This window comes from Pseudomonas fungipugnans, from assembly GCF_029955235.1.
In the GTDB taxonomy this organism is placed as follows: Bacteria; Pseudomonadota; Gammaproteobacteria; order Pseudomonadales; family Pseudomonadaceae; genus Aquipseudomonas; species Aquipseudomonas fungipugnans.
Map to the genome: position 1 here is coordinate 1474412 of NZ_JARBWL010000002.1, position 25767 is coordinate 1500178.

Genomic DNA, 25767 nt, shown 5'->3' on the forward strand with positions numbered 1-25767 from the left:
CCATCGGTTTGGCATTATCGATCAAGCATCACGCGTACTTGCGCTTGTCCGGCGCTGGCGGGAAATACTGGTACAACCAGGTCTCGCTCAGCGTGCGGTCCTGGGTGCGGATGAACAACCGCAGCTCCACGGGCGCCACGCTGTCGTTGGTCGGATACCAGTCGAAGGTGATCCGATAGCCCTTGATGTCATCGAGCACCAGTACGTTGAAGTCTTTCACCTCACCGTTGGAGCAGGTCACCACCGGCTCGATGCCGGCGCCCTCGGGCAAGCGGTCCAGACCACCACCGGCGAAATCCACGGCAAAGCGGCGAGCCCAGACTTCAGGATAATGCTCGCCCGGAGCCCAGCCTTCGGTAAAGCCGCCCATGCCTGAGCGAGTCGCGCTGACCCGCGCCAATGGCGTGCCGACCGGCGGCAGGGCGCTCCAGTAGAGTTTGTAGCCGTAGTTCAGCGAGTCGCCCGGCGCCACCGGTTTTTTCGGTGTCCAGAAGGCCACGATGTTGTCGAGCGTTTCACCGGTTGTAGGAATTTCCAGCAGATCGATGGAGCCTTCGCCCCACGCGGTTGTAGGTTCTACCCACAGGCTTGGGCGCTTGCTGTACCAGTCGACAGTGTCCTGATAGCTGGCGAACTCGTGATCAGTCTGCACCAGGCCAAAGCCTTTCGGATTGGTATCGGCAAAGGCATTGAATTGCAGGGTGGCCGGGTTGTTCAGCGGACGGCAGATCCATTCGCCATTCCCGCGCCACATGGCCAGGCGGTCCGAGTCGTGGATCTGCGGGTGAATGGTGTCGCACATGCGCCGCTCGTGGGTGCCGCAACTGAACATGCTGGTCATCGGGGCGATGCCCAGTTGTTCGATAGCGGTGCGGGCGTTGATGTGGGCGTCGACCGCCATCACCACGCGTTCGGCCTGACAGTCGATGTCGAAGCGATAGGCTCCGGTGGCACTCGGTGAATCCAGCAGGGCATAGACCACGAATTGCGTGCTTTCCTTGTCCGGGGTCTCGAACCAGAACTTGGTGAAATCGGGAAACTCTTCACGTTTTTTGGCATAGGTGTCGATCGCCAGGCCACGGGCGGACAAACCGTACTGACCAGTGGCGTCCACCGCGCGGAAGTAGCTGGCGCCGAGGAAAGACAGCACGTCGTGCCGGTCCAGCTCCGGCGCCTTGAACAGTTTGAAGCCGGAAAAACCCAAGTCGCCGGTCAGTTGTTTGGTATCGACCGTGGTTTTTTCATAGTTGAACAGCGAAGGGCGGAAATGCACCTCGCGCGCCTGGCGGGTTTTCGGGTCGACGCTGTACATGCGTACTGGCTGTTTGAAACCCATGCCGACGTGGAAAAACTGCACATCCAGCTGACCGTTCAAGTCATTCCACAGCGAGTGCTTGCCGTCGTACTGGATCGCATTGAAGTTCTGCGGCGTCATCGTTGCCAACGTGGGCGGTAACACCTGCTTGGTGTCCTGATAACGACTGCCGGCGAGTTGTTTGGCCTGGATCTTCAGCGCTTCGAAGTCGAATGCCTGGGCCTCGCCATCAGCGGCGCCATTGCCCGCCCATGCGCGAGCCGCCAGCAGCCCGGTGGCCGACAGACCGGTATAAGCCGCAATGGCCATGGACGCTTTGAGCAAATTCCTGCGGTGCATAAATACAACCTGTCGTGAACAATCCCGCGCCGTTCCTGGCACGTGCTGGATCAGAAGTGGAGGTTCGGACATGCCTTCGGCCAAACGCAACGGACATTAAACAGATACCAAATAGCTTAAACCGTTCGGTTACAGAGAAAAAATGATTGGTTGCACAATGCCTGCCCGGTAATGAAACGAGAGATGTCGGTACACGTTTCCCACAGTGTTTTCTGATTTAGAGGGCATATCTGCTTTTTTCGACTAATTACTCTAAAAGTCCCTGTTCAGCGACGGATTAATTTCTATTCTATGAACATGACCGGTTTCGGCCCTTGAGGCCGGTGGTTTCAGCGGGCACCAGGTGACGGCTGAAAGTGGTAGGGCGATGCAGTTTTTGGAGTTTTCTTTGACGTATAGAAGGACATCGTCCATGTCGAAAGTACAAGGCATCAGCGAACTGTTAGGCATCTTTCCCTGCCTGGGAATCGGGCGCCGCAGGCGTCGGCTCAACTCGGAGGAAATGAAGTTGGTGGAGCGCTATCGAGAACTGTCGGAGAGTGACCGGATCGCGATGCGCTATCTGGTGGATGCGATGCGCAGTGTTTCGAGGTTTTGAAGAGGAGGGAAATTGAATAATCCTGAAAAAATGAAATGGACGGTCTGTGCAAACAGCCCGTCCATTTTTTCTCGGCGTCAGAGGAGTGCGCTTAACGACTGACTTTCCAGGCATCCCCCGCAGGCGCCATACCGTGGTCATACGGTTTGGCCAGCCACATGTAGAGCAGGCCCAGGCCGATGACGATGGCGGTGCTCAGGACCATGGCGTAGTTGATGTACCACGCCGCATCCGGTGTGCGCGGCCAGGCCATGTTGATGATGGCACTTACGCCATAGACCAGCGCCCCGATGTTGACCGGCCAGCCCCAGGCACCGAGGGTGAATTTGCCGCTGGGCTTCCAGCCCTTCGACCGCGCGTAGAGCGCCGCCAGGACGATCATCTGGAATGCCAGGTAGATGCCGATAGCGGCGAAGCTGACGATGGTTGCCACGGCGTCTTGCAGGAAAAATCCGAGAGCGATGATCACGGCCGGCAGCACGCCGGACACAAACAACGCCGCCACCGGCACCTGGGTTGTAGGAGAAATCTTTTTCAGTACAGAGCTGCCGATGACCATTTCATCCCGTGCATAGGAATACAAAAGACGACTCGCCGCCGCTTGCAGGCTGATGACGCAGGAGATGAAGGAAATCATCACCACACCCATCACCACTTTCGAACCCACCGGGCCGAAAGCGTTGTTGAGGATGGTCGTGACTGGGTCCTTGTCGGTGCCGTTGATCACTGCCTGCATGTCCGGCACGGCCAGAATCAGCGCCAGGCAGGCGAACATCGCCGCAATGCCGCCGATGTAGATGGTCATGCGCATGGCCACCGGGATCTGCTTGCTCGGGTTCGGGGTTTCTTCGGCCACATCGCCGCAGGCCTCGAAGCCGTAGTACAGGAACATCCCGGCCAGCGATGCGGTAAGGAAGGCCGGCAGATACGAGCCGTCGACGCGGATATCAAAGGTATTGAACAACACACTGAGCGGTTGATGACGCTCGAACACCAGCAGGTATACGCCGACGATCACCGCGCCCACCAGTTCGCAGAGGAAGCCGAACATGGCAATCCGCGCCAGCACCTTGGTGCCGCTGAGATTGACCAGCGTGGCGAACAGCGTCAGCACCAGGGCGATGACGATGTTGGTGTTGTTACTCGGTTCAAAGCCCATCATCGCGGCCAGGTACGGGCCGGCACCGACGGCCACGGCGGCAATGGTCACGCACAAGGCGATGGAGTAGATCCAGCCGACCATCCATGCCCAACGCTTGCCCACCAGCCGACGGGCCCACGGGTAGACGCCGCCGGAAATCGGGAATTGCGACACCACTTCGCCGAAGATCAAGCACACCAGCAACTGGCCACAGCCGACCAGCAGATAGGCCCAGAACATCGGTGGGCCGCCAGCGGCGAGGCACAGGCCGAACAGGGTATAAACCCCTACGACCGGCGAGAGATAAGTGAAGCCCAGGGCGAAGTTTTCCCACAGGCTCATGCTGCGATTGAAGTTCGAGGTGTAGCCCAGCTTGCGCAGTTGCTCGGCATCGCTGTCGGCGATGGCGGCAGAGAGATCGGGTGATGCACTCATGGCGTATTAGCTCCGGAAAATCGGCAGATTTCGGATGTCCGAAACCGTGGCGGGGCTGTGGCAGCGCCGCCCGGATCGGTGGTTATTGTTTTTGGGTGTTTGGGGTGCAGCCTGGTGGTGCGTATTACCGGATCGTCCTTGAGGTCGAGGTGACACCTTCGCGAGCAGGCTCGCTCCCACATTCGACCGCATTCCAATGTGGGAGCGAGCCTGCTCGCGAAGCTTTTAGTGCTTGAACATCACATGCCGCACGGTGGTGTAGTCCTCCAGCCCATACATGGACATGTCCTTGCCGTACCCGGACAACTTCTGACCACCGTGGGGCATTTCGCTGACGAGCATGAAGTGTGTGTTCACCCAGGTGCAGCCGTACTGCAAACGTGCTGCCAGGCGGTGCGCCCGGCCCACGTCCGAAGTCCAGACCGACGACGCCAGGCCGTAATCCGAGTCGTTGGCCCAGCCCAGCACCTGCGCTTCATCGTTGAATTTAGTCACCGAGACCACAGGCCCGAACACCTCGCGCCGCACGATCTCGTCGTCCTGTTGCGCATCAGCCAGCACCGTCGGCTCGAAGAAAAACCCATTGCCGTCCACCGCTTTACCACCAGTGATCAGGCGGATGTGCGACTGCGCCACAGCGCGTTCGACAAACCCCGCCACACGGTCACGATGCTGCGCGGTAATCAACGGCCCGAGTTCGGTGGCCGGGTCGTCCTGCAAGCCGTACTTGATGGTGCTGACCGCAGCGCCAAGCTTCTTGACGAATTGTTCGTAGATGCCGGCTTGGGCGTAGATGCGGCAAGCGGCGGTGCAATCCTGGCCGGCGTTGTAGAACCCGAAAGTGCGAATGCCCTCCACGGCGGCGTCGATGTCGGCGTCGTCGAAGATGATCACCGGCGCCTTGCCGCCCAGTTCCATGTGCATGCGTTTGACGCTGTCGGCGGTGCTGGAAATGATATTCGCGCCGGTGGCGATGGAGCCGGTCAGCGAGACCATGCGTACTTTGGGGTGCGTGACCAGCGGGCTGCCCACGGTAGGACCGCGGCCGAAGACGAGGTTGAGTACGCCGGCCGGGAAAATATCCGACACCAGTTCAGCCAGACGCAACGCCGTCAGCGGTGTCTGTTCCGACGGCTTGAGTACCACGGTATTACCGGCAGCAAGGGCCGGGGCGATTTTCCAGGCGACCATCATCAGCGGGTAGTTCCACGGCGCGATGGAGGCGATCACGCCCACCGGGTCACGGCGGATCATCGAGGTGTGGCCGGGCAGGTATTCACCGCCCGCCGAACCGCTCATGCAACGGCTGGCGCCAGCGAAGAAGCGGAACACGTCGGCAATTGCCGGAATCTCATCGTTCAGCGCGGCGCTGTAGGGCTTGCCGCAGTTATCGGATTCGAGTTTGGCCAGTTCCTCGGCATGGGCTTCGATGGCGTCGGCGAGTTTGAGCAGCAGCAACGAGCGGTCTTTCGGCGGTGTCTGCGACCAGCTTTCGAATGCATTGTCGGCGGCGCGAACGGCAGCATCGACCTGGGCTTCGCTGGCTTCCTTGATTTCTACCAGTACCCGGCCAAGCGCGGGGTTGAACACTGGTTGGGCGGGGCCTTCGCCGTCGATCAGATGGCCGTTGATCAAGAGTTTGGTTTGCATGGTCTTTCCTCTTCGAAACTATTGTTTTTTCTGTGGAAACTGCCCCCTGTGGGAGCGAGCAGGCTCGCTCCCACAGGGGGGCACAGCGTTCGTCGGTAATTGATTTATTTGCCGCCACTGCCCGCCACACTCTCGCCACCCCGGGTCAGGTAATAGGCGCCGAGGATCGGCAGCATGGTCACCATCATCACCAGCATCGCCACGACGTTGGTCACCGGCACGTCCCGTGGGCGGCTGAGCTGGTTGAGCAGCCACAGCGGCAGGGTGCGCTCGTGGCCGGCGGTGAAGGTGGTGACGATGATCTCGTCGAACGACAGCGCAAACGCGAGCATGCCGCCAGCCAGCAACGCCGAACCGAGACTCGGCAGGACGATATAGCGAAAGGTCTGCCAGCCGTCGGCGCCGAGGTCCATCGAGGCCTCGATCAGACTGTGCGAAGTGCGGCGCAAACGGGCGATGACGTTGTTGTAGACGATCACCACGCAGAAGGTCGCATGGCCGACGATGATGGTGAACATCCCAGGCTCGATCCCCAGCGTCTTGAAGGTCGCCAGCAGCGCGATCCCGGTGATGATCCCCGGTAGCGCAATCGGCAGGATCAGCATCAGCGAAATGCCTTGCTTGCCGAAGAAGTCCCGGCGATATAGCGCCGCCGAAGCGAGCGTGCCAAGCACCATGGCAATCAGCGTTGCGATAGCGGCGATCTGCAACGACAGCTTGATTGCCTCCAGCACGTCTGGCCGTGAAAACGCCACGCTGAACCAGTGCAGCGTGAAGCCCTGCGGCGGAAAGCTGAAGGCGGCTTCTTCGGTGTTGAAGGCGTACAGGAAGATGATGAGGATCGGAAAGTGCAGAAACACCAACCCGCCCCAGGCGGCGATTTTAAGGCCCAGGGATGCTTGATCGCCCTGCTTTTCTGGCTTAGAGCGCATCGAAAGCCCCCAGACGTTTGACGATGGACAGGTAAACGGCGATCAACACAATCGGCACCAGCGTGAAGGCCGCTGCCATCGGCATGTTGCCGATCGCACCTTGCTGGGCGTAGACCATGCTGCCGATGAAGTAGCCCGGCGGCCCCACCAGTTGCGGCACGATGAAGTCGCCCAGCGTCAGGGAAAAAGTGAAGATCGAACCGGCGGCAATACCCGGAATCGACAACGGCAGAATCACCTGCATGAACGTCTGGCGCGGCTTCGCGCCGAGGTCGGCCGAGGCTTGCAACAGCGATGGCGGCAGACGTTCCAGCGAGGCCTGGATCGGCAGGATCATGAACGGCAGCCAGATGTAGACAAACACCATGAAACGTCCCAGGTGCGAGGTCGAGAGGGTGCTGCCACCGACGCCTGGAATTCCGAGCACCAGCTGTAGCACCGGCTCCAGCCCCAGGTGCTGAACAAACCACTGCGCGACGCCACCCTTGGCCAGCAATAGCGTCCAGGCATAGGCCTTGACGATATAACTGGCCCACATCGGCATCATCACTGCGATGTAGAAAAATGCCTTGGTCTTGCCGGTGGTGTAGCGCGCCATGTAATAGGCAATCGGAAACGCGACGATGGCACTGGCAATCGACACGACGATGGCCATGCCCAAGGTGCGCAGAATGATGTCGAAATTCGACGGCTGAAACAGCGCCGTAAAATTGGCCAGGGTCAGGTCGGGCGTGACCGCCATGGTGAAGTCGTCGAAGGTGTAGAAACCCTGCCACAACAAGGTCAGCAGCGAACCCAGATAGATTGCGCCGAACCAGATCAGCGGCGGCACCAGCAGCAGCGACAGGTACAGGTTGGGGCGTCGATACAGCAGGTTGGAAAATCGGCGCAACGGTGAACTGCTGGCTGACGTTTGGGTGAGGGCCACGCTGTTCATCTCACACTCCGCCCACAACGTTGTCGTGCAGCGCGATCATCGCCTCGCGTGCCCAGCGGGCGCTGATGCGCTGCCCGGTCTGGTGCTGAGCGCTGCTGTCGATCCACTGGGTGTTGGCCTGGCTGATGTTCAGGGTCTGGCCGTTTTCCAGTTTCACTTCATAGCGGGTGGCGCTGCCCTGGTACTGGATGTCGTACAGCAGGCCGCTGACTTCGATTTCATGACTGGCCAACGGGCCGTGGGCGAAACGCACGTGTTCCGGGCGGATCGAAAACGGTTGTGGATTGCCGCTCAACTGTCTTGCCAGATCGCCACGAATCACGTTCGAGGTGCCGACGAATTCCGCGACGAAGGTGGTCGCCGGTTTCATGTACAGATTGCGTGGCGTATCGACCTGTTCGATACGGCCCCTGTTGAAAACGGCCACGCGGTCAGACATCGACAGCGCTTCGGTCTGGTCGTGGGTGACAAAAATGAAGGTGATGCCGAGCTGGCGTTGCAGCTTCTTGAGCTCGCTCTGCATTTGCTCGCGCAGTTTCAAATCGAGCGCGCCCAACGGTTCGTCGAGCAGCAGTACGCGGGGGCGATTGACCAGGGCGCGAGCCAGCGCCACACGCTGACGCTGACCACCGGAAAGTTGCACCGGTTTGCGCTCGCCGTAGCCGCCGAGGGCGACCATCTCCAGGGCTTCTTCGGCACGTTTGTGGCGTTCGGATTTGCCGACGCCTTTGACTTTCAAACCGTAGGCGACGTTGTCGCGCACGTTCATGTGCGGGAACAGCGCGTAGTCCTGGAACACGGTATTGACGTCACGCTGATACGGCGGCAGCCCGGCGGCTTCCTCGCCGTGAATGCGGATCGAGCCTGCGCTCGGTTGTTCGAAACCGGCGATCAGGCGCAGGCAGGTGGTTTTGCCCGAGCCGGAAGGGCCCAGCATGGAAAAGAACTCGCCGTCCTGGATATCGATGGAAACCCGGTCAACGGCCTTCACTTCGCCGAACTGCCGGGAAACGTTGGTGAACTGGACTGCAAGCGTCATGGTGCGGTGCTCCGAAAACAAAAAACATAAAAGCTTCGCGAGCAGGCTCGCTCCCATTGGGGAATCCGATTAAATGTGGGAGCGAGCCTGCTCGCGAAAAGGGCTTAACGCCCACCCATGATCGCGATGTAATCCTGGGTCCAGCGGCTGTATGGCACGAACTTGCCGCCTTCAGCTTGCGGGGTTGTCCAGAAGGCAATCTTCTCGAACTGGTCGAAACCGTTGGTCTTGCAGCCCTCGGCGCCCAGCAATTCACTGCCGGTGCACGCCGCCGGCACCGCCGGCAAAGAACCAAACCACGCCGCCACATCACCCTGGACTTTCGGCTTCAGCGACCAGTCCATCCACTTGTAGGCGCAGTTCGGGTGCTTGGCCTCGGCGTGCAGCATGGTGGTGTCGGCCCAACCGGTGGCGCCTTCTTTGGGAATGGTCGAAGCGATCGGCTGTTTCTCGTTCACCAGGCCGTTGACCTGATATGGCCAGGCGCTGGACGCGACCACGCCTTCGTTCTTGAAGTCACTCATCTGCACGGTGGTGTCGTGCCAATAGCGGTGGATCAACGGCTGCTGGGCGCGCAGCAGATCGAGCACGGCTTTGTATTGCGTTTCGGTCAGCTCGTACGGGCTCTGAATGCCCAGTTCCGGCTGGGTGGCCTTGAGGTACAGCGCCGCGTCGGCGATGTAGATCGGGCCGTCATAGGCCTGCACGCGGCCCTTGTTCGGTTTGCCGTCCGGCAGGTTCTGCGCGTCGAACACCACGTTCCAGCTGGTGGGCGCGGTCTTGAACACGTTGGTGTTGTACATCAGCACGTTTGGGCCCCACTGATACGGGGTGCCGTAGGTCTGCTTGTTGACCACGTACCACGGCGCATCCTTCAGGCGCGGATCGATGCTTTTCCAGTTCGGTATCAGATCGGTATTGATCGGTTGCACACGCTTGCCGACGATCAACCGCAACGATGCATCGCCGGACGCGGTGACCAGGTCGTAACCGCCCTTGGCCATCAGGCTGACCATCTCATCCGAGGTGGCGGCGGTTTTCACGTTGACCTTGCAGCCGGTTTCCTGCTCGAAACCGGTCACCCAGTCGTAGGCCTTGTCGCTTTCACCCCGTTCGATGTAACCGGGCCAGGCGACGATATCCAGCTGGCCTTCGCCAGCACCCACGGCCTTCAGCGGTTCGGCGGCCTGAATACTGGCACTGGCCAGCAACGCCGTGGTGATGGCACTGAGCAGCGCGGTCTTGTGCACGAACATGGGGTTTCCCTCTTCTTTAATTATGGTCGGGGCAGTTTTTGAACGTGGCGAAGCGTGCCGTTATCGGCTTGTTGTCAGCGTAGTCAGAGATGTTGCCCGTGGCGGGCCATGATGTGCCGCACCACGCTGTAGTCCTGAAGCGAATCGCTGGATAAGTCTTTGCCGTAACCCGAACGTTTCAGGCCGCCGTGGGGCATTTCGCTGACCAGCATGAAATGGCTGTTGATCCAGGTGCAGCCGTACTGCAAGCGCGCCGCCACCTGCATCGCCTTGTCCAGGTTCTGCGTCCAGACCGAAGAGGCGAGGCCGTATTCCGAGTCGTTGGCCCAGTCCACCGCCTGTTCCAGTTCATCGAAACGGGTCACGGTGACCACCGGCCCGAATACTTCACGCTGGACGATTTCATCGCTCTGTTTGCAGCCGGCCAGCAGCGTCGGCTGGTAATAGAAGCCGGCACCGGAGTGCACCGCCGCACCGGTGATGCGTTCGATGTGCGGCTGACCGAGGGCGCGCTCGACGAAACTCGCCACGCGATCGCGCTGGCGGGTACTGATCAGCGGACCGATTTCGTTGTCGGCATCGCGTTTGCCGGCAAAGCGCAAGCTGCTGACGGCGGCGCCCAATTGAGCCACCAACCTGTCGTGAATCCCGCCCTGCGCGTAAATACGGCAGGCCGCGGTGCAGTCCTGACCGGCGTTGTAATAGCCGTAGGTGCGCACGCCTTCGACCACCGCTTGAATATCCGCATCGTTGCAGACGATCACCGGCGCTTTGCCGCCGAGTTCAAGGTGCGTGCGCTTCAGGGTTTTTGCGGCGGCCTGCAAAATTTTCTGCCCGGTGACGATATCGCCGGTCAGCGACACCATGCGCACCTTGGGATGGCTGACCAAGTGACTGCCAACGCCTTCACCGGCGCCGCAAATGATGTTGATCACGCCGCGCGGCAGAATCTCGGCCAGCGCGGGCGCCAGCGCCAGGATCGACAGCGGCGTGTGCTCGGACGGCTTGAACACCAGCGTGTTGCCGGCTGCGAGCGCCGGGGCGATCTTCCACGCGGCCATCATGATCGGGTAGTTCCACGGCGCAATCGAGGCGACCACGCCAATCGGATCGCGGCGCACCATACTGGTGTAACCCGGCAGGTACTCACCGCTGAGCTGCCCGGTCTGGCAGCGCACGGCGCCGGCGAAGAAGCGGAACACGTCCACCGTGGCGCTCAGATCGTCCTGACGGGCCAGGTGCAACGGCTTGCCGCAGTTCAGGGATTCGAGACGGGCGAGCAGGTCGGCGTTTTTTTCGATGGCGTTGGCGATGTCCAGCAGCAGGTTCGAGCGTTGCTGCGGCGTGGTTCGCGACCAGCCAGCAAAGGCGCGGTGGGCGGCGAGGATCGCGGCTTCGACTTGTTCGGTGCTGGCTTCGGCAATATGCGTCAGCACTTCGCCGGTGGCCGGATTGAGGATCGGCTCGACAAAACCCTGACCGGGGACGAGTTCGCCATCAATCAACAACGCGGTGAACAACGGAGTCTGCGCGCCAGCCATTTTTCGGGTTCTCTTTTCTTGTGTGGCCATGGTGCTCCCCGTGACAGGGGGCCGGCCGTCTTATTGATGGAGCAAGACTAGTGCGCGGACCCGAGGTCGACAAATACTAAATACTGAAGGTGGCGTTCGATTAAATAGATGGCTTGCGTCCGCCGTGAGGCTGCTCGCGAGCGACCGTCAGAAACGGGTCCACCAGCGGCGGTCGGGCGGTGCCTCGGCGCCAGGCGAGGCCGACGTCGAGGGTCTGGCTGAGGTCGGCAATCGGGCGGGCTTCAATGATGTCGCCCTCCAGTGACCAGGGGCGGTATGTCATGTCGGGCTGGATCGACACGCCCAGGCCAGCGGCGACCAGACTTCGCACCGCTTCGGTCGAGGCGGTCCTCAGTGTGATGCGCGGCTGCAGGGATGCCGCCGACCACATGCGTTGGGCATTGCGGTCCATTTCATCGACGTTTAGCTGAATCAATGGCTCGCGCGCCACATCAGCAAGGTTGATGCTGTCGTGCTCCAGCAGTGGATGCTGGGCCGGTAGCCATAACCGATGAGGTGAGTGGGTCAGGACCTCGGTCTGCAAGGCATGACGGTCTTCGAGGTTGGAAAGGATCAGCACGCCGACATCAATCTCGCCGCTGACCAGCAAATGCTCGATGTAGGGGCGTTCATCCTCCATGACCCGGATCTCGACGTTGGGGTAGGCGCGCTGGAATCGGGTGAGCAAATCCGCCAGGTAATAACCGGCCACCAGGCTGGTCACGCCGACGATCAACTGCCCGGCGACTTGATCGGTGCTGTGTTGCAGGCTGCGCTTGGCGTTGTCCACGGTGGCCAGAATCAGGTGCGCCTGGCGCAGGAATTGATGGCCCTGGTGGGTCAGGGTCATGCCCTTGGCGTGGCGATTGAACAGGCTGACGCCGATTTCCTGCTCCAGTTGCTGGATCGCCAGGGTCAGGGTCGATTGGGAAATGAACGCGGTCTGCGCGGCGGCGGAGATCGAGCCGGTTTCGGCCACGGCGATGAAATGACGAATCTGACGCAAGGTCATCATGGGGAGCGTACCCGGTGGGCGGTTTTTATAGATTTGTTTGAGTGTATATCTTTTTAATCGATGGCCCTGTCGGCGTGGCCAAGCGCCGCCAGCCACGAGCAACATCTGGAAGCACTCTCGTGGGTCGGCATCGGGCACTTTCGATCTAGGCTACAGGCCCAAGTGTCCGGTTAATCCCTTTCGTGGAGGCGGCAAAATGAACACCCGTGGATTGCTCGATCAGCTACTCAAGTCCGGTCAGGACATGTTGCAGAAAAAGTCCGGCAACACTCAGAACAAATCGTCCACCGGTGGCTTGGGTGGTTTGCTCGGCGGTGCGGCTGGCTCAGATGGCCTCGGCAGTCTGCTTTCCGGTGCGGGGGGCGGAGCGTTGGCGGCGGGTGCCATGGGTCTGCTGCTGGGCAGCAAAAAGGGGCGTAGCGTTGGCGGCAAGGTCCTGACCTATGGCGGTCTCGCGGCGTTGGGCGTGCTGGCCTATAAGGCCTACGGCAACTGGCAGGCCCAACAGGGCACTGCCCCCCGGCGCGAGCCGCAAACCCTTGATCGCTTGCCGCCCGCGCAGGTCGAGCAGCACAGCCAGGCCATTCTCAAGGCACTGGTCGCGGCAGCCAAGGCTGACGGCCACGTTGACGAGCGCGAACGTGCACTGATCGAAGGCGAATTCACCAAGCTGGACAACGACCGTGAACTGCAACACTGGCTGCACGCCGAACTCAACAAACCCCTTGACCCCGCCGACGTCGCTCGAGCCGCCAGCACCCCGGAAATGGCCGCAGAAATGTACATCGCCAGCGTGATGCTGGTGGACGAAGAAAACTTCATGGAAAAGTCCTACCTCGACGAACTGGCGCGGCAGTTGAAGCTGGAGCCGGCGTTGAAAGCCGAGCTGGAGAAGCAGGTGCGTCAGGCGTTGACATAACCCGGGACGGTCGGCATCAGGGTTGTCGCGTCTCCAATAGTGGGAGCGAGCCTGCTCGCGAATGCGGGGTCACCTTCAACATTTTTGCTGGATGATACGCCGTTTTCGCGAGCAGGCTCGCTCCCACAGGTTTTGTGTCAGGGCAACTCATCACTGTTCAAAAATCATCCCCCTGCCTGGCAGCGATGGCATTTCCAACTGTGCACCCTCACCCGACGGCCGATCCACGGTTCGTTTCTGCCGAATCGGCACTAGCCAGCACCCCCTGAGATGACGGAAAGTCCCACTCCAGAGCCCATTCCGGTGTTTTGCGCCAGGATGCGTGCAGGGCAAGCGTCTTATAAATGAAACACCGCCCTCAGCTATACTCCCCAGCATTTGAAAATGGCCTCGAGGACTGACTGTGAAGAACTGGACGTTACGCCAACGCATTTTGGCGAGCTTTGCGGTAATTATCGCCATCATGCTGCTGATGGTGGTCGTCTCGTATTCCCGGCTGTTGAAGATCGAAGTCAGCGAGAAAAGTGTGCGTGACGACGCCGTGCCCGGCGTCTATTTCAGCTCGATGATCCGCAGTGCGTGGGTCGACAGCTACATCCAGACCCTGGAACTGCTGGGCCTCAAGCAGGGGCAGGGCATCAGCGCCGAAGAGGTGGCGGACTTCAAGTCGTTTGAAGCGCGGCTGCAGGAGCAAATGGCCAACTACCGCGCCACCGTCACGACTGCCGAAGACAAGGTTGAATTCGATACCTTCGAAAAGGACCATCAGGACTACAACCGTATCCAGGCCGCAGTGCTGGATTTGCACCAGCGCAATCAGCAAGCCGAGGCCATCAAGCTGTTCAATGAGCAGTTGTCCCCGGCCTGGACCGCAGGCCGCATGAAACTCAACGACATCATTCGTGAAAACAAAGCGGTGGCCGATCACGCCACCACGGCCATTGATGATGCGGTAGTGGCGGCGAAAGCCAGCATGGGCATTTCCCTGTTGATCGCCGTATTGGCGGCCGCAGGCTGTGGCCTGTTGTTGATGCGCGCGATCATGGCGCCGATGAACCGCATCGTGAAAATCCTCGAAATCATGCGCACCGGCGACCTCAGCGGCCGCCTGAATCTGGAGCGCAAGGACGAATTCGGCGCGGTGGAAACCGGCTTCAACGACATGATGGCCGAGCTGACCTCGCTGGTGTCCCAGGCCCAGCGTTCGTCGGTGCAGGTCACGACCTCGGTGACCGAGATCGCCGCGACCTCCAAGCAACAGCAAGCCACCGCCACCGAAACCGCTGCCACGACCACCGAAATTGGTGCGACGTCACGCGAAATCGCCGCCACGTCGCGGGATCTGGTGCGCACCATGACCGAAGTGTCCACCGCAGCCGATCAGGCCTCGGTGCTGGCGGGTTCCGGGCAGCAGGGGCTGGCGCGCATGGAAGACACCATGCACTCGGTGATGGGCGCGGCTGATCTGGTCAACGCCAAACTGGCGATCCTCAACGAGAAGGCCGGCAACATCAATCAGGTGGTGGTGACCATCGTCAAGGTCGCCGACCAGACCAATCTGCTGTCGCTGAACGCCGCCATCGAAGCGGAAAAGGCCGGTGAATACGGTCGCGGTTTTGCCGTGGTGGCGACCGAAGTGCGGCGTCTGGCGGACCAGACCGCTGTCGCCACCTATGACATCGAACAAATGGTCCGTGAGATCCAGTCGGCGGTATCGGCCGGGGTCATGGGCATGGACAAGTTTTCCGAAGAAGTGCGTCGCGGCATGTCCGAGGTGCAGCAGGTGGGCGAGCAGTTGTCGCAGATCATCCATCAGGTGCAGGCGTTGGCGCCGCGGGTGCTGATGGTCAATGAGGGCATGCAGGCCCAGGCCACCGGTGCCGAGCAGATCAACCATGCGCTGGTGCAACTGGGCGATGCCAGCAGCCAGACCGTCGAGTCCCTGCGTCAGGCCAGTTTTGCTATCGACGAACTGAGCCAGGTGGCCGTCGGGCTGCGCAGCGGCGTTTCGCGATTCAAAGTCTGATGAGCGAACTCGCGGCCAAACGCAGCGCTGTGAAACCGACGGCGCAGTCGTTGTTTCTGGTGTTTCGCATCGGCAACCAACGCTATGCCTTGCAGGCCATCGAGGTGGCGGAGGTGCTGCCGCGCCTGCCGTTGAAACCGATTGCCCGGGCGCCGGCGTGGGTGGCCGGGGTGTTCGCCTATCGCGGTGCGGTGGTGCCGGTGATCGACCTCAGCGCACTGACCTTCGGCGAGCCGGCACAGGCCCGTACCAGCACACGTCTGGTGCTGGTCAATTACCGTCCCGTCGACAGTGCCGAGGCACAATTGCTCGGGCTGATTCTGGAGCAGGCCACCGATACGTTGCGTTGCGATCCAGCGGACTTTCAGCCCTATGGCCTCGACAATCGTCAGGCGCCGTATCTGGGCCCGGTACGCGAAGACGTTCAGGGATTACTGCAATGGGTGCGAGTTGCCGACTTGCTGGATGATCAGGTGCGTGCGCTGCTTTTTCCGTCACCGCCCCTGAGCCCGGCGCTGCTTGAGGAGCAGCGATGAGCAGCGACCAGCGGTTTTTCGATTTTCTCAAAGAGCGCATCGGCCTCGATGTGACGTCGGTTGGCCCGGCGATCATCGAGCGTGCCGTACGCCAGCGCACGACGTTGTCCCAGGCGGTGTCTGCCGATGAGTACTGGCACATCCTGCAAGGTTCGCGGGATGAGCAGCAGGCGCTGATCGAAGCGGTGATCGTTCCCGAAACCTGGTTTTTCCGTTATCCGGAGTCCTTCGCCACCCTGGCGAAACTGGCGAGCAAGCGCCTGGCCGAGATCAACAACATGCGCGCCCTGCGGATTCTCAGCCTGCCATGCTCAACCGGCGAAGAGCCTTATTCCATCGCCATGGCGCTGCTGGACGCCGGGTTCAAGCCGCACCAGTTCAAGGTCGAAGGCATGGACGTCAGCCCGCTGTCGGTGGAAAAAGCCAAGCGCGCGCTGTACGGCAAGAACTCGTTTCGCGGCCAGGACATCGCCTTTCGCGAGCGGCACTTCACTGAAGAAAGCGATGGTTATCGCCTCAGCGAACGGGTGCGTGAACAAGTGCGGTTGCAGGTCGGCAATCTGCTGGATCCGGCATTGCTGGGCAGCGAACCGCCTTACGACTTCGTATTCTGCCGCAACCTGCTGATCTATTTTGACCAGCCGACCCAACAACAAGTCTTTGAAGTGCTCAAGCGCCTGACCCATGTCGACGGTGTGCTGTTTATCGGCCCGGCCGAGGGCAGTTTGCTCGGGCGCTTTGGCATGCGCTCGATTGGCATCGCGCAGTCGTTTGCTTTCCACCGCCAGGCTGCGCCAGAACCCGCGCCGCTGCCGGCCTTTGTGCCGACGCCGCTGCCGGTGCGCCAACCGGTGCGCAATGCCGTACCGTCACCTGTACGTAGTCGGCCTTTTGCCGCGGTGTCGCCGCTGCCGGTCACGGTGAAATCCGCCAACCCGGACGCCGCCACACTGCTGGCAAACATCGCCGCCCTGGCCAACGAGGGCAAAAGCGCCGAAGCCCGCGCCGCGTGCGACCTCTATTTGCGCAGCCATGAACCGGTAGCGCAGGTGTTTTACTGGCTGGGACTGCTCAGCGATGTCGCCGGTAGCGCGCTCCAGGCTCAGGGTTTCTATCGCAAGGCGTTGTACCTCGAACCGCAACATTCCGACGCGTTGATGCACCTGGCAGCCTTGCTGCAATCCCAGGGCGACACGGCGGGTGCCCGACGATTGCAGGAGCGTGCCGCCCGCAGCGAACGCGCCGTGGACAGTGAGCGTAAACGATGAGCCTCGCCGACTCCTTGAGCGTGACCCATGAAGATGCCCAGGCCATCGACGACTGCTGGAACCGTATCGGTATCCATGGTGATAAATCCTGTTCGCTGCTGATCGAGCACATTCATTGCCGTAACTGCGCGGTGTATTCGGCGGCGGCAACGCGTTTGCTGGACCGTTATGCATTGCAGCAGGACGATCGTGTGCAGGTATCGGCAGCGGTTGAAGTCGATGTGAAAACCCGTTCACTGCTGATGTTCCGGCTCGGCGAAGAATGGCTGGGCCTGGCCACTCGCACCTTGGTGGAAGTGGCGCCGATGCAAGCCATTCACTCGTTGCCGCACCAGCGCTCCCGGGCTTTGCTCGGTGTGGCAAATGTACGCGGCGCGCTGGTGGCCTGCCTGTCGCTGGTAGAATTGCTCGGCCTCGATGCGACCGTCGGTGTGGTCTCTGGTGCGCGGGTCATGCCACGCATGCTGATCATCGCCGCTCAGGGCGGTCCGGTGGTGGTGCCGGTGGACGAGGTGGACGGGATTCATGCCATCGACGAACGCATTCTGGACGCCGCCTCGCAGTCCGGCGTGCAGGCCAGTGCGAAGTACACGCGCGGTGTGTTGCAGTTCAAGGGGCGAAGCCTGCGTTGGCTGGACGAAGAACAATTGCTGTCCGCCGTGACCCGGAGCCTCACATGACCCCCGAGCAAATGCGCGACGCTTCTTTGCTGGAGCTGTTCAGCCTGGAAGCCGAGGCCCAGACCCAGGTGCTGAGCACCGGCCTGTTGGCGTTGGAGCGCGACCCGACCCAGGCCGATCATCTGGAGTCGTGCATGCGCGCGGCGCACTCGCTCAAGGGCGCGGCGCGGATCGTCGGCGTCGATGCCGGGGTCAGCGTTGCGCACGTGATGGAAGATTGTCTGGTCAGTGCTCAGGAAGGGCGACTGTACCTGCGGCCCGAGCACATCGACGCGCTGCTGCAAGGCACCGATTTGCTGATGCGTATCGCCACGCCGAGTAGCGCTCCGGCACCTGTGGAGATCGACGCTTATGTGGCGTTGATGGGGCATTTGCTCGATCCGATGGCCGCTGCACTGGCCAGCCAATCAATGGCGCCGGTGATGGCCGAGTTGCAGATGGAAGCGCCCAGGCTCAAAGACGAGCTCCCCATCCCGGTCCCGGTCGTCGAGCCGGTAATGCCGACAGAGCCACTGAAAAAATCCAGGCGCACCACCGAGAACGGTGAGCGCGTGCTGCGGGTCACGGCTGAACGCCTGAACAGCCTGCTCGATCTGTCGAGCAAATCGCTGGTGGAAACCCTGCGTCTGAAGCCGCATCTGGCGACCATGCAGCGCCTCAAGCGTATGCAGGGCAACGGTTTGCGGGCACTGGAAAATCTCAATGTGCACCTCAAGGAACACGCCTTGAGCCTGGAAGCCCAGGAGGCGCTTGAAGACGCCCGCCGTCTGCTCGCTGAAACTCATCACCTGCTGGCGGAAAAGAACGCCGAACTCGATGAATTTGCCTGGCAGGCCAGTCAGCGCGCGCAAGTGTTGTACGACACGGCGCTGGCCTGTCGCATGCGGCCGTTTGCCGATGTGCTGAGCGGACAAGTGCGCATGGTCCGCGACCTGGGTCGCAGCCTTGGTAAACAGGTGCGTCTGGAGATCGAAGGGGAAAAGACCCAGGTCGATCGTGACGTGCTGGAAAAACTCGAAGCGCCGCTCACGCACCTGCTGCGCAATGCCGTGGATCACGGTATCGAAACCCCGCAGCAACGGCTGTTGGCCGGCAAGCCTGAAGAAGGCTTGATCCGCCTGCGCGCCTCGCATCAGGCCGGGCTGCTGGTACTGGAATTGAGCGACGACGGCAATGGGGTGGACCTGGAAAAAGTCCGCCGCAGCGTCGTCGAACGGCAATTGTCCCCCACTGAAACAGCGGCTCAACTGAGCGAAGAAGAGCTGCTGACGTTCCTGTTCCTGCCGGGTTTCAGCCTGCGCGATACGGTCACCGAAGTCTCGGGCCGCGGCGTCGGTCTCGATGCGGTGCAGCACATGGTCCGCCAGTTGCGCGGCGCCGTGGTGCTGGAACAGACGGCGGGCGAGGGCAGTCGTTTCCATCTGGAAGTGCCGCTGACCTTGTCGGTGGTGCGCAGCCTGGTGGTGGAAGTCGGCGACGAGGCCTATGCCTTCCCACTGGCTCACATCGAACGGATGTGCGACCTGGAGCCGGACGACATCGTCCAGCTCGAAGGCCGTCAGCATTTCTGGCACGAAGGCCGGCATGTCGGGTTGGTGGCCGCCAGTCAGCTGTTGCACCGTCCCGCGAGCCAGAGCAGCCAGGCGACCCTCAAGGTCGTGGTGATTCGTGAGCGCGAGGCGATTTACGGGGTAGCCGTCGAGCGCTTTGTTGGTGAGCGGACCTTGGTCGTGTTGCCGCTGGATGAGCGGCTGGGCAAGGTGCAGGACATTTCCGCCGGGGCGTTGCTGGACGACGGTTCAGTGGTGCTGATCGTCGATGTTGAAGACATGCTGCGCTCGGTGGACAAACTGTTGAACACCGGCCGGCTGGAGCGTATTGCCCGTCACAGCCAGCAAACGGTGGAAGCGGCACGCAAACGGATTCTGGTGGTGGACGATTCGCTGACGGTGCGCGAGTTGCAACGCAAGCTGCTGCTCAATCGCGGCTACGACGTGGCGGTGGCGGTGGATGGCATGGATGGCTGGAATGCCCTGCGTTCGGAGGATTTTGACCTGTTGATCACTGATATCGACATGCCGCGCATGGATGGCATCGAACTGGTGTCGTTGCTGCGCCGGGACAATCGCCTGCAATCGCTGCCGGTGATGGTGGTGTCCTACAAGGACCGCGAAGAAGATCGCCGTCGTGGACTGGACGCCGGGGCCGACTATTATTTAGCCAAGGCCAGTTTTCATGACGATGCCCTGCTCGACGCCGTGGTCGAGCTTATCGGAGGTGCGCGGGCATGAAAATCGCAATCGTCAACGACATGCCCATGGCGGTGGAAGCCCTGCGCCGTGCCCTGGCCTTCGAGCCGGCACATCAGGTGATCTGGGTCGCGGCCAATGGTGCCGAAGCGGTACAACGCTGTGCCGAACACACCCCGGACCTGATCCTGATGGACCTGATCATGCCGGTGATGGATGGTGTGGAGGCAACCCGGCAGATCATGGCCGAAACGCCGTGCGCGATTGTCATCGTCACCGTCGACCGCCAGCAGAACGTGCACCGGGTATTCGAAGCCATGGGTCACGGCGCGCTGGACGTGGTCGACACACCGGCCATTGGGGCCGGCAATGCCCAGGAAGCGGCCGCGCCATTGTTGCGCAAGATCATGAACATTGGCTGGCTGATTGGCGAGAAAGGCAAACGGGTGCGCTCGGCGCCGACCCCGTCGCGCAGCTCGGCGTCGCGCCAGCGACTGGTGGCCATCGGCTCGTCCGCAGGCGGGCCGGCGGCGCTGGAACTGTTACTCAAGGGCCTGCCGAAGGATTTTTCCGCCGCCATCGTCCTGGTGCAACATGTGGACCAGGTGTTCGCCGCCGGCATGGCCGAATGGCTCAGCAGCGCCAGCGGCCTGAACGTGCGCCTGGCTCGCGAGGGCGAACCGCCCCAGCCTGGCACGGTGTTGCTGGCGGGCACCAATCACCATATTCGCTTGTTGAAAAACGGTACGCTGGCTTACACCGCCGAACCGGTCAATGAGATATATCGGCCCTCTATCGATGTGTTTTTCGAGAGTGTGGCCAGTTACTGGAACGGCGATGCGGTGGGCGTTTTGCTGACCGGCATGGGCCGTGATGGCGCGCAAGGGCTCAAACTCATGCGCCAACAGGGTTATCTGACCATCGCCCAGGACCAGAACAGCAGTGCGGTGTATGGCATGCCGAAGGCGGCCGCGGCCATCGACGCCGCCGTGGAAATTCGCCCACTGGACAAGATAGCGCCAAGATTGCTGGAGATATTCCCCAAATGACGATTTTCCCCGGCAACCCTGGCCCCGGCAGTACTCAGGTGACAGCTCATGAATGACTTACAGCTCGACGGCTACAAGACCGACGAAAACGCCGCCATGGTGTTGTTGGTGGATGATCAGGCGATGATCGGCGAGGCCGTGCGCCGTGGGCTGTCGAATGAAGAGAACATCGACTTCCATTTCTGCGCCGACCCGCACCAGGCCATTGCCCAAGCCATTCGCATCAAGCCGACGGTGATTCTGCAGGACCTGGTCATGCCCGGCCTCGACGGTTTGAGCCTGGTGCGCGAATACCGCAATCATCCGGCGACCAAGGACATTCCGATCATCGTCCTGTCGACCAAGGAAGACCCGCTGATCAAGAGCGCGGCGTTTGCCGCCGGCGCCAACGACTATCTGGTCAAGCTGCCGGACAACATCGAACTGGTGGCGCGTATCCGCTATCACTCGCGCTCCTACATGACCCTGCTGCAACGCGATGCCGCTTACCGGGCGTTGCGGGTCAGCCAGCAGCAGTTGCTTGACACCAATCTGGTGCTGCAACGGCTGATGAACTCCGACGGCCTGACCGGGCTGTCAAATCGTCGCCACTTTGACGAATACCTTGAACTCGAATGGCGCCGCTCGCTGCGCGACCAGACGCAACTGTCGTTGCTGATGATCGACGTCGATTACTTCAAGTCCTACAACGACAGCTTCGGCCATCTGGAAGGCGACGAAGCCCTGCGCAAGGTCGCTACCGCCATTCGCGATGCCAGCGCCCGGCCGTCCGACTTGCCGGCTCGTTATGGCGGTGAAGAATTTGCGCTGGTATTGCCCAACACCTCGCCGGGCGGGGCGCGACTGGTGGCGGAGAAACTGCGCCAGACCGTGGCAGCGTTGAAAATCCCGCACATCGTTCCGGCTGAAGGGGCGAGCCTGACGATCAGTATCGGCCTGTCGACTGTGATTCCGCAGGCGGGCAGCGATTGCCGGCAATTGATCTCGGCGGCGGATAAAGGGCTGTACCTGGCGAAGAACAATGGGCGTAATCAGGTGGGGATCGAGTGAGGGCGCCTGATCCCACAGGTTTCCTGTCGTCTCGCAACGCGGTAGCGAAACTGCAAACAGTCTGAAACCATTCACCCCTAAAGCCGCCAGGCGGGCTGCCGTGACAGTCTGATTACGTTATACTCGTCGGCTTTCAAAAGTTCGCCAACGAGTGCTGCCCGCCATGGAAATCAACCCGATCCTTAACAGTATCAAGGACCTGTCCGAGCGCTCCGAAACTATTCGGGGGTATCTTTGACTACGATCAAAAGCATGAGCGTCTGACTGAGGTCAATCGCGAGCTTGAAGATCCGGCTGTCTGGAACAACCCGTCATACGCTCAGGAACTGGGCCGCGAGCGGTCGCTGCTGGCGCAGATCGTCGAAACCCTCGACGAAATGCACACCGGCCTGGCCGACGCCAAGGATTTGCTGCTGATGTCCGCCGAAGAGGAAGACCAGGCCGCCGTCGATGACGTCGCCGCCGAAGTCGAACGTCTGCGCGAATCCCTGGAAAAACTCGAATTCCGTCGCATGTTCAGCGGTGAAATGGACGCCAACAACGCCTACCTGGACATCCAGGCCGGCTCCGGCGGCACCGAGGCCCAGGACTGGGCCAACATCCTGCTGCGCATGTACCTGCGCTGGGCCGATAAACGTGGCTTCGACGCGACCATCATGGAACTGTCCGCCGGTGAAGTCGCCGGGATCAAGGGCGCGACCGTGCACATCAAGGGCGAGTACGCCTTTGGCTGGTTGCGGACCGAGATCGGTGTACACCGTCTGGTGCGCAAGAGCCCGTACGACTCGGGCAACCGTCGCCATACCTCGTTCTCGGCCGTGTTCGTGTCGCCGGAAATCGATGACAACATCGAAATCGACATCAACCCGTCGGACCTGCGCATCGACACCTACCGCTCCTCCGGTGCCGGTGGTCAGCACGTAAACACCACCGACTCGGCCGTACGTATCACCCACGTACCATCCAACACCGTGGTCAGCTGCCAGAACGAACGCTCCCAGCACGCCAACAAAGACACCGCGATGAAAATGTTGCGGGCGCGCTTGTACGAGCAGGAAGTGCAGAAACGCAACGCCGCCTCCCAGGCCCTGGAAGACACCAAGTCGGACATCGGCTGGGGTCACCAGATTCGCTCGTATGTACTCGATGCGTCGCGAATCAAGGATTTGCGCACTAACATCGAACGCAGCGACTGCGACAAGGTGCTCGACGGCGATATCGACGAATACCTGGTGGCCAGCCTCAAACAAGGGCTGTAAACCGTCAGTCAAGACCTTAAGTCCCCTGCCACCGGTGGGGGCAACGAACCTGTGATGGAATTTTTAAAGACATGAGCGACCTAGAACTCGACCCGCAAGCCCTGCAACAGGAAGAAAACTCCCTGATCGCCTTGCGCAAGGAAAAGCTGGCTGCCGAGCGCGCCAAGGGCAATGCTTTCCCGAACGACTTCCGCCGTGACGCCTACTGCGAAGACTTGCAGAAGCAGTACGTCGACAAGACCAAGGAAGAGCTGGCGGAGGCCGCAATCGCGGTCAAGGTTGCCGGTCGCATCATGCTCAACCGTGGCTCGTTCATGGTGATCCAGGACATGTCCGGTCGCATTCAGGTTTACGTCAACCGTAAAACCCTGTCGGAAGAAACCCTGGCCGCGGTGAAGACCTGGGACCTGGGCGACATCATTGCCGCCGAAGGCACACTGGCCCGTTCCGGCAAGGGCGACCTGTACGTTGAAATGACCAGCGTGCGCCTGCTGACCAAATCCCTGCGCCCACTGCCGGACAAGCACCACGGCCTGTCCGACACCGAGCAGCGCTACCGCCAGCGTTACGTTGACCTGATCGTCAACGAAGACGTGCGCCATACCTTCCGCGTGCGTTCGCAAGTGATTGCCCACACCCGCGCCTTCCTGATGCAGCGTGACTTCCTGGAAGTCGAAACGCCGATGCTGCAAACCATTCCGGGTGGTGCCGCAGCCAAGCCTTTCGAAACTCACCACAACGCGCTGGACATGGGCATGTACCTGCGCATCGCGCCGGAGCTGTACCTCAAGCGCCTGGTTGTGGGCGGCTTCGAGAAAGTGTTCGAGATCAACCGCAACTTCCGTAACGAAGGCGTTTCGACTCGTCACAACCCTGAATTCACCATGTTGGAGTTCTACCAGGCCTACGCCGACTACGAAGACAACATGGACCTGACCGAAGAACTGTTCCGCGAACTGGCGCAACTGGTCCTGGGCAGCACCGACGTGCCGTACGGCGACAAGGTGTTCCACTTCGGCGAACCGTTCGTGCGTCTGTCGGTGTTCGACTCGATCCTCAAGTACAACCCCGAGCTGAGCGCTGACGACCTGACCGACATCGACAAGGCTCGCGCCATCGCCAAGAAAGCCGGCGCCAAGGTGCTGGGCTTCGAAGGCCTGGGCAAGCTGCAAGTGATGATTTTCGAAGAACTGGTCGAGCACAAGCTGGAACAGCCGCACTTCATCACCCAGTACCCGTTCGAAGTGTCGCCGCTGGCCCGTCGTAACGATGACAACCCGAACGTCACCGACCGTTTCGAGCTGTTCATTGGCGGCCGTGAAATCGCCAACGCCTACTCCGAGTTGAACGACGCGGAAGACCAGGCCGAGCGCTTCATGGCTCAGGTGGCCGACAAGGACGCCGGCGACGACGAAGCCATGCACTACGACGCCGACTTCGTTCGCGCACTGGAATACGGCATGCCGCCGACCGCCGGTGAAGGCATCGGTATCGACCGTCTGGTGATGTTGTTGACCAACTCACCGTCGATCCGCGACGTGATCCTGTTCCCGCACATGCGGCCGCAAGCGTAAGTGCTTCAATTAAAAAGCCGCCTATGACAGGCGGCTTTTTATTGCCTGTCTGGTACAAACGTATCAATTTGTTACTTTCATTTGAGAGGAAATGCCTGTCGTGAATCGTGCAATTGCTCAAGAAGGTGCAGCGGGCATCGCCACTGCGGTCGCTGAAAGTGTTCAGTATCAGGGCCGCAAGGCCAGCCGCCAGGGCAGCGAGCAGCGCCGACAGGACATTCTTGATGCAGCGATGCGCATCGTCGTACGCGACGGCGTGCGTGCGGTACGCCATCGGGCGGTGGCGGCTGAAGCGGGTGTGCCGTTGTCGGCCACCACTTACTATTTCAAGGACATCGATGACTTGCTCACCGATACCTTCGCGCAATACGTGGAGCGCAGCGCCGCTTACATGGCCATGCTGTGGATAAACAACGAAGGTCTGCTGCGTGAGATGGTGGTCAGCGGCGACGGCAGCCCCGAGTCGCGTTCGCAACTGGCGGACAATATTGCCCGGTTGATGGCCGACTATGTGCACCGGCAACTGCTCAATCGCCGCGAGCACTTGATGGCCGAGCAGGCGTTCCGCCAGGAAGCGCTGCTTAATCCGCGCCTGGCGCTGCTGGTACGTTCCCACCAGCAGATTCTGCTACAGGGCACGTGCCAGCTTTTCCAGGTTCTGGGTTCACGCGAGCCGCAACAGGATGCCAAGGTGTTGACGGCTATCATCGGTCGCATGGAATATCAGGGCCTGCTCAACGATGCCGAGCCTTTGGCCGAAGAGGACATGCTCGGTATCCTGAACCGCTATATGCACCTGGTATTGGCGTCGGTGTGATTTTTATGTGAGCACAAAACCCTGTGGGAGCGAGCTTGCTCGCGATAGCTGTCTGACATTCAACATCTTTGTTGCCTGACATGACGCCATCGCGAGCAAGCTCGCTCCCACA

At 60.9% G+C, this 25767-nt stretch carries 21 protein-coding genes; 12 read left to right on the top strand and 9 right to left on the bottom strand.

Translation table 11 applies throughout. The annotated features are described in order from the left end of the window. Positions 1-28: 28 nt before the first annotated feature. Positions 29-1654 carry a glucan biosynthesis protein D gene (locus POF45_RS21495; RefSeq protein ID WP_259499771.1) on the bottom strand — a complete coding sequence of 542 codons (1626 nt, stop codon included), beginning with the start codon at positions 1652-1654 and terminating at the stop codon, positions 29-31. A gap of 412 nt (positions 1655-2066) precedes the next feature. Between POF45_RS21495 and POF45_RS21500 the strand changes: the two genes are divergently transcribed. Beyond that, positions 2067-2252 carry a hypothetical protein gene (locus tag POF45_RS21500; protein ID WP_282316672.1) on the top strand — a complete coding sequence of 62 codons (186 nt, stop codon included), beginning with the start codon at positions 2067-2069 and terminating at the stop codon, positions 2250-2252. A 91-nt stretch (positions 2253-2343) separates the two neighbouring features. On the opposite strand, the gene POF45_RS21505 is transcribed toward POF45_RS21500, so the two are convergent. The 8 genes from POF45_RS21505 to POF45_RS21540 form a co-directional block, all read right to left on the bottom strand. After that, a complete protein-coding gene (locus tag POF45_RS21505; protein WP_259499775.1) occupies positions 2344-3828 on the bottom strand; it encodes an APC family permease in 1485 nt (494 codons plus the stop codon). 225 nt (positions 3829-4053) lie between these two features. Beyond that, positions 4054-5478 carry a gamma-aminobutyraldehyde dehydrogenase gene (locus POF45_RS21510; RefSeq protein ID WP_282316673.1) on the bottom strand — a complete coding sequence of 475 codons (1425 nt, stop codon included), beginning with the start codon at positions 5476-5478 and terminating at the stop codon, positions 4054-4056. A 104-nt stretch (positions 5479-5582) separates the two neighbouring features. Further along, positions 5583-6410, bottom strand: a complete 828-nt coding sequence (locus POF45_RS21515; protein ID WP_259499778.1) for an ABC transporter permease — start codon at positions 6408-6410, stop codon at positions 5583-5585. Further along, complete coding sequence (locus POF45_RS21520; protein WP_259499780.1) at positions 6400-7347, bottom strand: ABC transporter permease; 948 nt, start codon at positions 7345-7347, stop codon at positions 6400-6402. The genes POF45_RS21515 and POF45_RS21520 overlap by 11 nt, the downstream gene beginning before the upstream one ends. A 1-nt stretch (position 7348) precedes the next feature. Continuing rightward, the gene (locus tag POF45_RS21525) at positions 7349-8386 is read right to left on the bottom strand and encodes an ABC transporter ATP-binding protein (RefSeq protein WP_259499782.1); all 1038 of its coding nucleotides are present in this window, start codon (positions 8384-8386) and stop codon (positions 7349-7351) included. Positions 8387-8490: 104 nt separating this feature from the next. Next, entirely contained in the window at positions 8491-9642 is a 1152-nt protein-coding gene (gene ydcS / locus POF45_RS21530; RefSeq protein WP_259499784.1) for a putative ABC transporter substrate-binding protein YdcS, read from the bottom strand. Positions 9643-9725: 83 nt separating this feature from the next. Then, positions 9726-11183, bottom strand: a complete 1458-nt coding sequence (locus POF45_RS21535; protein WP_259503098.1) for a gamma-aminobutyraldehyde dehydrogenase — start codon at positions 11181-11183, stop codon at positions 9726-9728. A 130-nt stretch (positions 11184-11313) separates the two neighbouring features. After that, positions 11314-12228 carry a LysR family transcriptional regulator gene (locus POF45_RS21540; protein WP_259499786.1) on the bottom strand — a complete coding sequence of 305 codons (915 nt, stop codon included), beginning with the start codon at positions 12226-12228 and terminating at the stop codon, positions 11314-11316. 196 nt (positions 12229-12424) lie between these two features. Here POF45_RS21540 and POF45_RS21545 point away from each other — a divergent pair, with 196 nt between their 5' ends. The 11 genes from POF45_RS21545 to POF45_RS21595 all read left to right on the top strand — a co-directional run bounded on the left by POF45_RS21545 (position 12425) and on the right by POF45_RS21595 (position 25655). Then, a complete protein-coding gene (locus POF45_RS21545) occupies positions 12425-13147 on the top strand; it encodes a tellurite resistance TerB family protein (protein ID WP_282316674.1) in 723 nt (240 codons plus the stop codon). A gap of 403 nt (positions 13148-13550) precedes the next feature. Continuing rightward, positions 13551-15173: a methyl-accepting chemotaxis protein gene (locus POF45_RS21550; RefSeq protein ID WP_259499789.1), complete on the top strand. Its 1623-nt coding sequence runs from the start codon at positions 13551-13553 to the stop codon at positions 15171-15173. Then, positions 15173-15709, top strand: coding sequence for a chemotaxis protein CheW (locus POF45_RS21555; protein WP_259499791.1), 537 nt, complete (start codon positions 15173-15175; stop codon positions 15707-15709). The genes POF45_RS21550 and POF45_RS21555 overlap by 1 nt, the downstream gene beginning before the upstream one ends. Then, positions 15706-16977, top strand: a complete 1272-nt coding sequence (locus POF45_RS21560; RefSeq protein WP_259499793.1) for a CheR family methyltransferase — start codon at positions 15706-15708, stop codon at positions 16975-16977. Before POF45_RS21555 ends, POF45_RS21560 begins: the two co-directional genes overlap by 4 nt. Continuing rightward, complete coding sequence (locus POF45_RS21565) at positions 16974-17657, top strand: chemotaxis protein CheW (RefSeq protein ID WP_259499795.1); 684 nt, start codon at positions 16974-16976, stop codon at positions 17655-17657. The genes POF45_RS21560 and POF45_RS21565 overlap by 4 nt, the downstream gene beginning before the upstream one ends. Continuing rightward, the gene (locus POF45_RS21570; protein WP_282316676.1) at positions 17654-19948 is read left to right on the top strand and encodes a hybrid sensor histidine kinase/response regulator; all 2295 of its coding nucleotides are present in this window, start codon (positions 17654-17656) and stop codon (positions 19946-19948) included. Before POF45_RS21565 ends, POF45_RS21570 begins: the two co-directional genes overlap by 4 nt. Then, positions 19945-20955 (top strand): chemotaxis response regulator protein-glutamate methylesterase, encoded by a 1011-nt coding sequence (locus POF45_RS21575; protein ID WP_259499799.1) that lies wholly within the window; start codon positions 19945-19947, stop codon positions 20953-20955. The genes POF45_RS21570 and POF45_RS21575 overlap by 4 nt, the downstream gene beginning before the upstream one ends. Positions 20956-21003: 48 nt before the next feature. After that, positions 21004-22005 (top strand): response regulator, encoded by a 1002-nt coding sequence (locus POF45_RS21580; protein ID WP_259499800.1) that lies wholly within the window; start codon positions 21004-21006, stop codon positions 22003-22005. Positions 22006-22168: 163 nt separating this feature from the next. Beyond that, positions 22169-23264, top strand: a protein-coding gene (prfB, locus tag POF45_RS21585; protein WP_259499802.1) for a peptide chain release factor 2 whose coding sequence is annotated in 2 segments (ribosomal slippage) — positions 22169-22240 and positions 22242-23264 — 1095 coding nt in all. Because the reading frame shifts where the segments join, the coding sequence is not laid out codon by codon here. A gap of 71 nt (positions 23265-23335) precedes the next feature. Continuing rightward, complete coding sequence (lysS, locus tag POF45_RS21590) at positions 23336-24838, top strand: lysine--tRNA ligase (protein ID WP_259499804.1); 1503 nt, start codon at positions 23336-23338, stop codon at positions 24836-24838. A 100-nt stretch (positions 24839-24938) separates the two neighbouring features. Continuing rightward, complete coding sequence (locus POF45_RS21595) at positions 24939-25655, top strand: TetR/AcrR family transcriptional regulator (protein ID WP_282316677.1); 717 nt, start codon at positions 24939-24941, stop codon at positions 25653-25655. Positions 25656-25767: the final 112 nt, after the last annotated feature.

Bases quoted from the DNA above. Each gene is read 5' to 3' on its own strand.
- POF45_RS21495 (WP_259499771.1), bottom strand. From the start codon at position 1,654: ATGCACCGCAGGAATTTGCTCAAAGCGTCCATGGCCATTGCGGCTTAT.
- POF45_RS21500 (WP_282316672.1), top strand. From the start codon at position 2,067: ATGTCGAAAGTACAAGGCATCAGCGAACTGTTAGGCATCTTTCCCTGC.
- POF45_RS21505 (WP_259499775.1), bottom strand. From the start codon at position 3,828: ATGAGTGCATCACCCGATCTCTCTGCCGCCATCGCCGACAGCGATGCC.
- POF45_RS21510 (WP_282316673.1), bottom strand. From the start codon at position 5,478: ATGCAAACCAAACTCTTGATCAACGGCCATCTGATCGACGGCGAAGGC.
- POF45_RS21515 (WP_259499778.1), bottom strand. From the start codon at position 6,410: ATGCGCTCTAAGCCAGAAAAGCAGGGCGATCAAGCATCCCTGGGCCTT.
- POF45_RS21520 (WP_259499780.1), bottom strand. From the start codon at position 7,347: ATGAACAGCGTGGCCCTCACCCAAACGTCAGCCAGCAGTTCACCGTTG.
- POF45_RS21525 (WP_259499782.1), bottom strand. From the start codon at position 8,386: ATGACGCTTGCAGTCCAGTTCACCAACGTTTCCCGGCAGTTCGGCGAA.
- ydcS (WP_259499784.1), bottom strand. From the start codon at position 9,642: ATGTTCGTGCACAAGACCGCGCTGCTCAGTGCCATCACCACGGCGTTG.
- POF45_RS21535 (WP_259503098.1), bottom strand. From the start codon at position 11,183: ATGGCTGGCGCGCAGACTCCGTTGTTCACCGCGTTGTTGATTGATGGC.
- POF45_RS21540 (WP_259499786.1), bottom strand. From the start codon at position 12,228: ATGATGACCTTGCGTCAGATTCGTCATTTCATCGCCGTGGCCGAAACC.
- POF45_RS21545 (WP_282316674.1), top strand. From the start codon at position 12,425: ATGAACACCCGTGGATTGCTCGATCAGCTACTCAAGTCCGGTCAGGAC.
- POF45_RS21555 (WP_259499791.1), top strand. From the start codon at position 15,173: ATGAGCGAACTCGCGGCCAAACGCAGCGCTGTGAAACCGACGGCGCAG.
- POF45_RS21560 (WP_259499793.1), top strand. From the start codon at position 15,706: ATGAGCAGCGACCAGCGGTTTTTCGATTTTCTCAAAGAGCGCATCGGC.
- POF45_RS21565 (WP_259499795.1), top strand. From the start codon at position 16,974: ATGAGCCTCGCCGACTCCTTGAGCGTGACCCATGAAGATGCCCAGGCC.
- POF45_RS21570 (WP_282316676.1), top strand. From the start codon at position 17,654: ATGACCCCCGAGCAAATGCGCGACGCTTCTTTGCTGGAGCTGTTCAGC.
- POF45_RS21575 (WP_259499799.1), top strand. From the start codon at position 19,945: ATGAAAATCGCAATCGTCAACGACATGCCCATGGCGGTGGAAGCCCTG.
- POF45_RS21580 (WP_259499800.1), top strand. From the start codon at position 21,004: ATGAATGACTTACAGCTCGACGGCTACAAGACCGACGAAAACGCCGCC.
- lysS (WP_259499804.1), top strand. From the start codon at position 23,336: ATGAGCGACCTAGAACTCGACCCGCAAGCCCTGCAACAGGAAGAAAAC.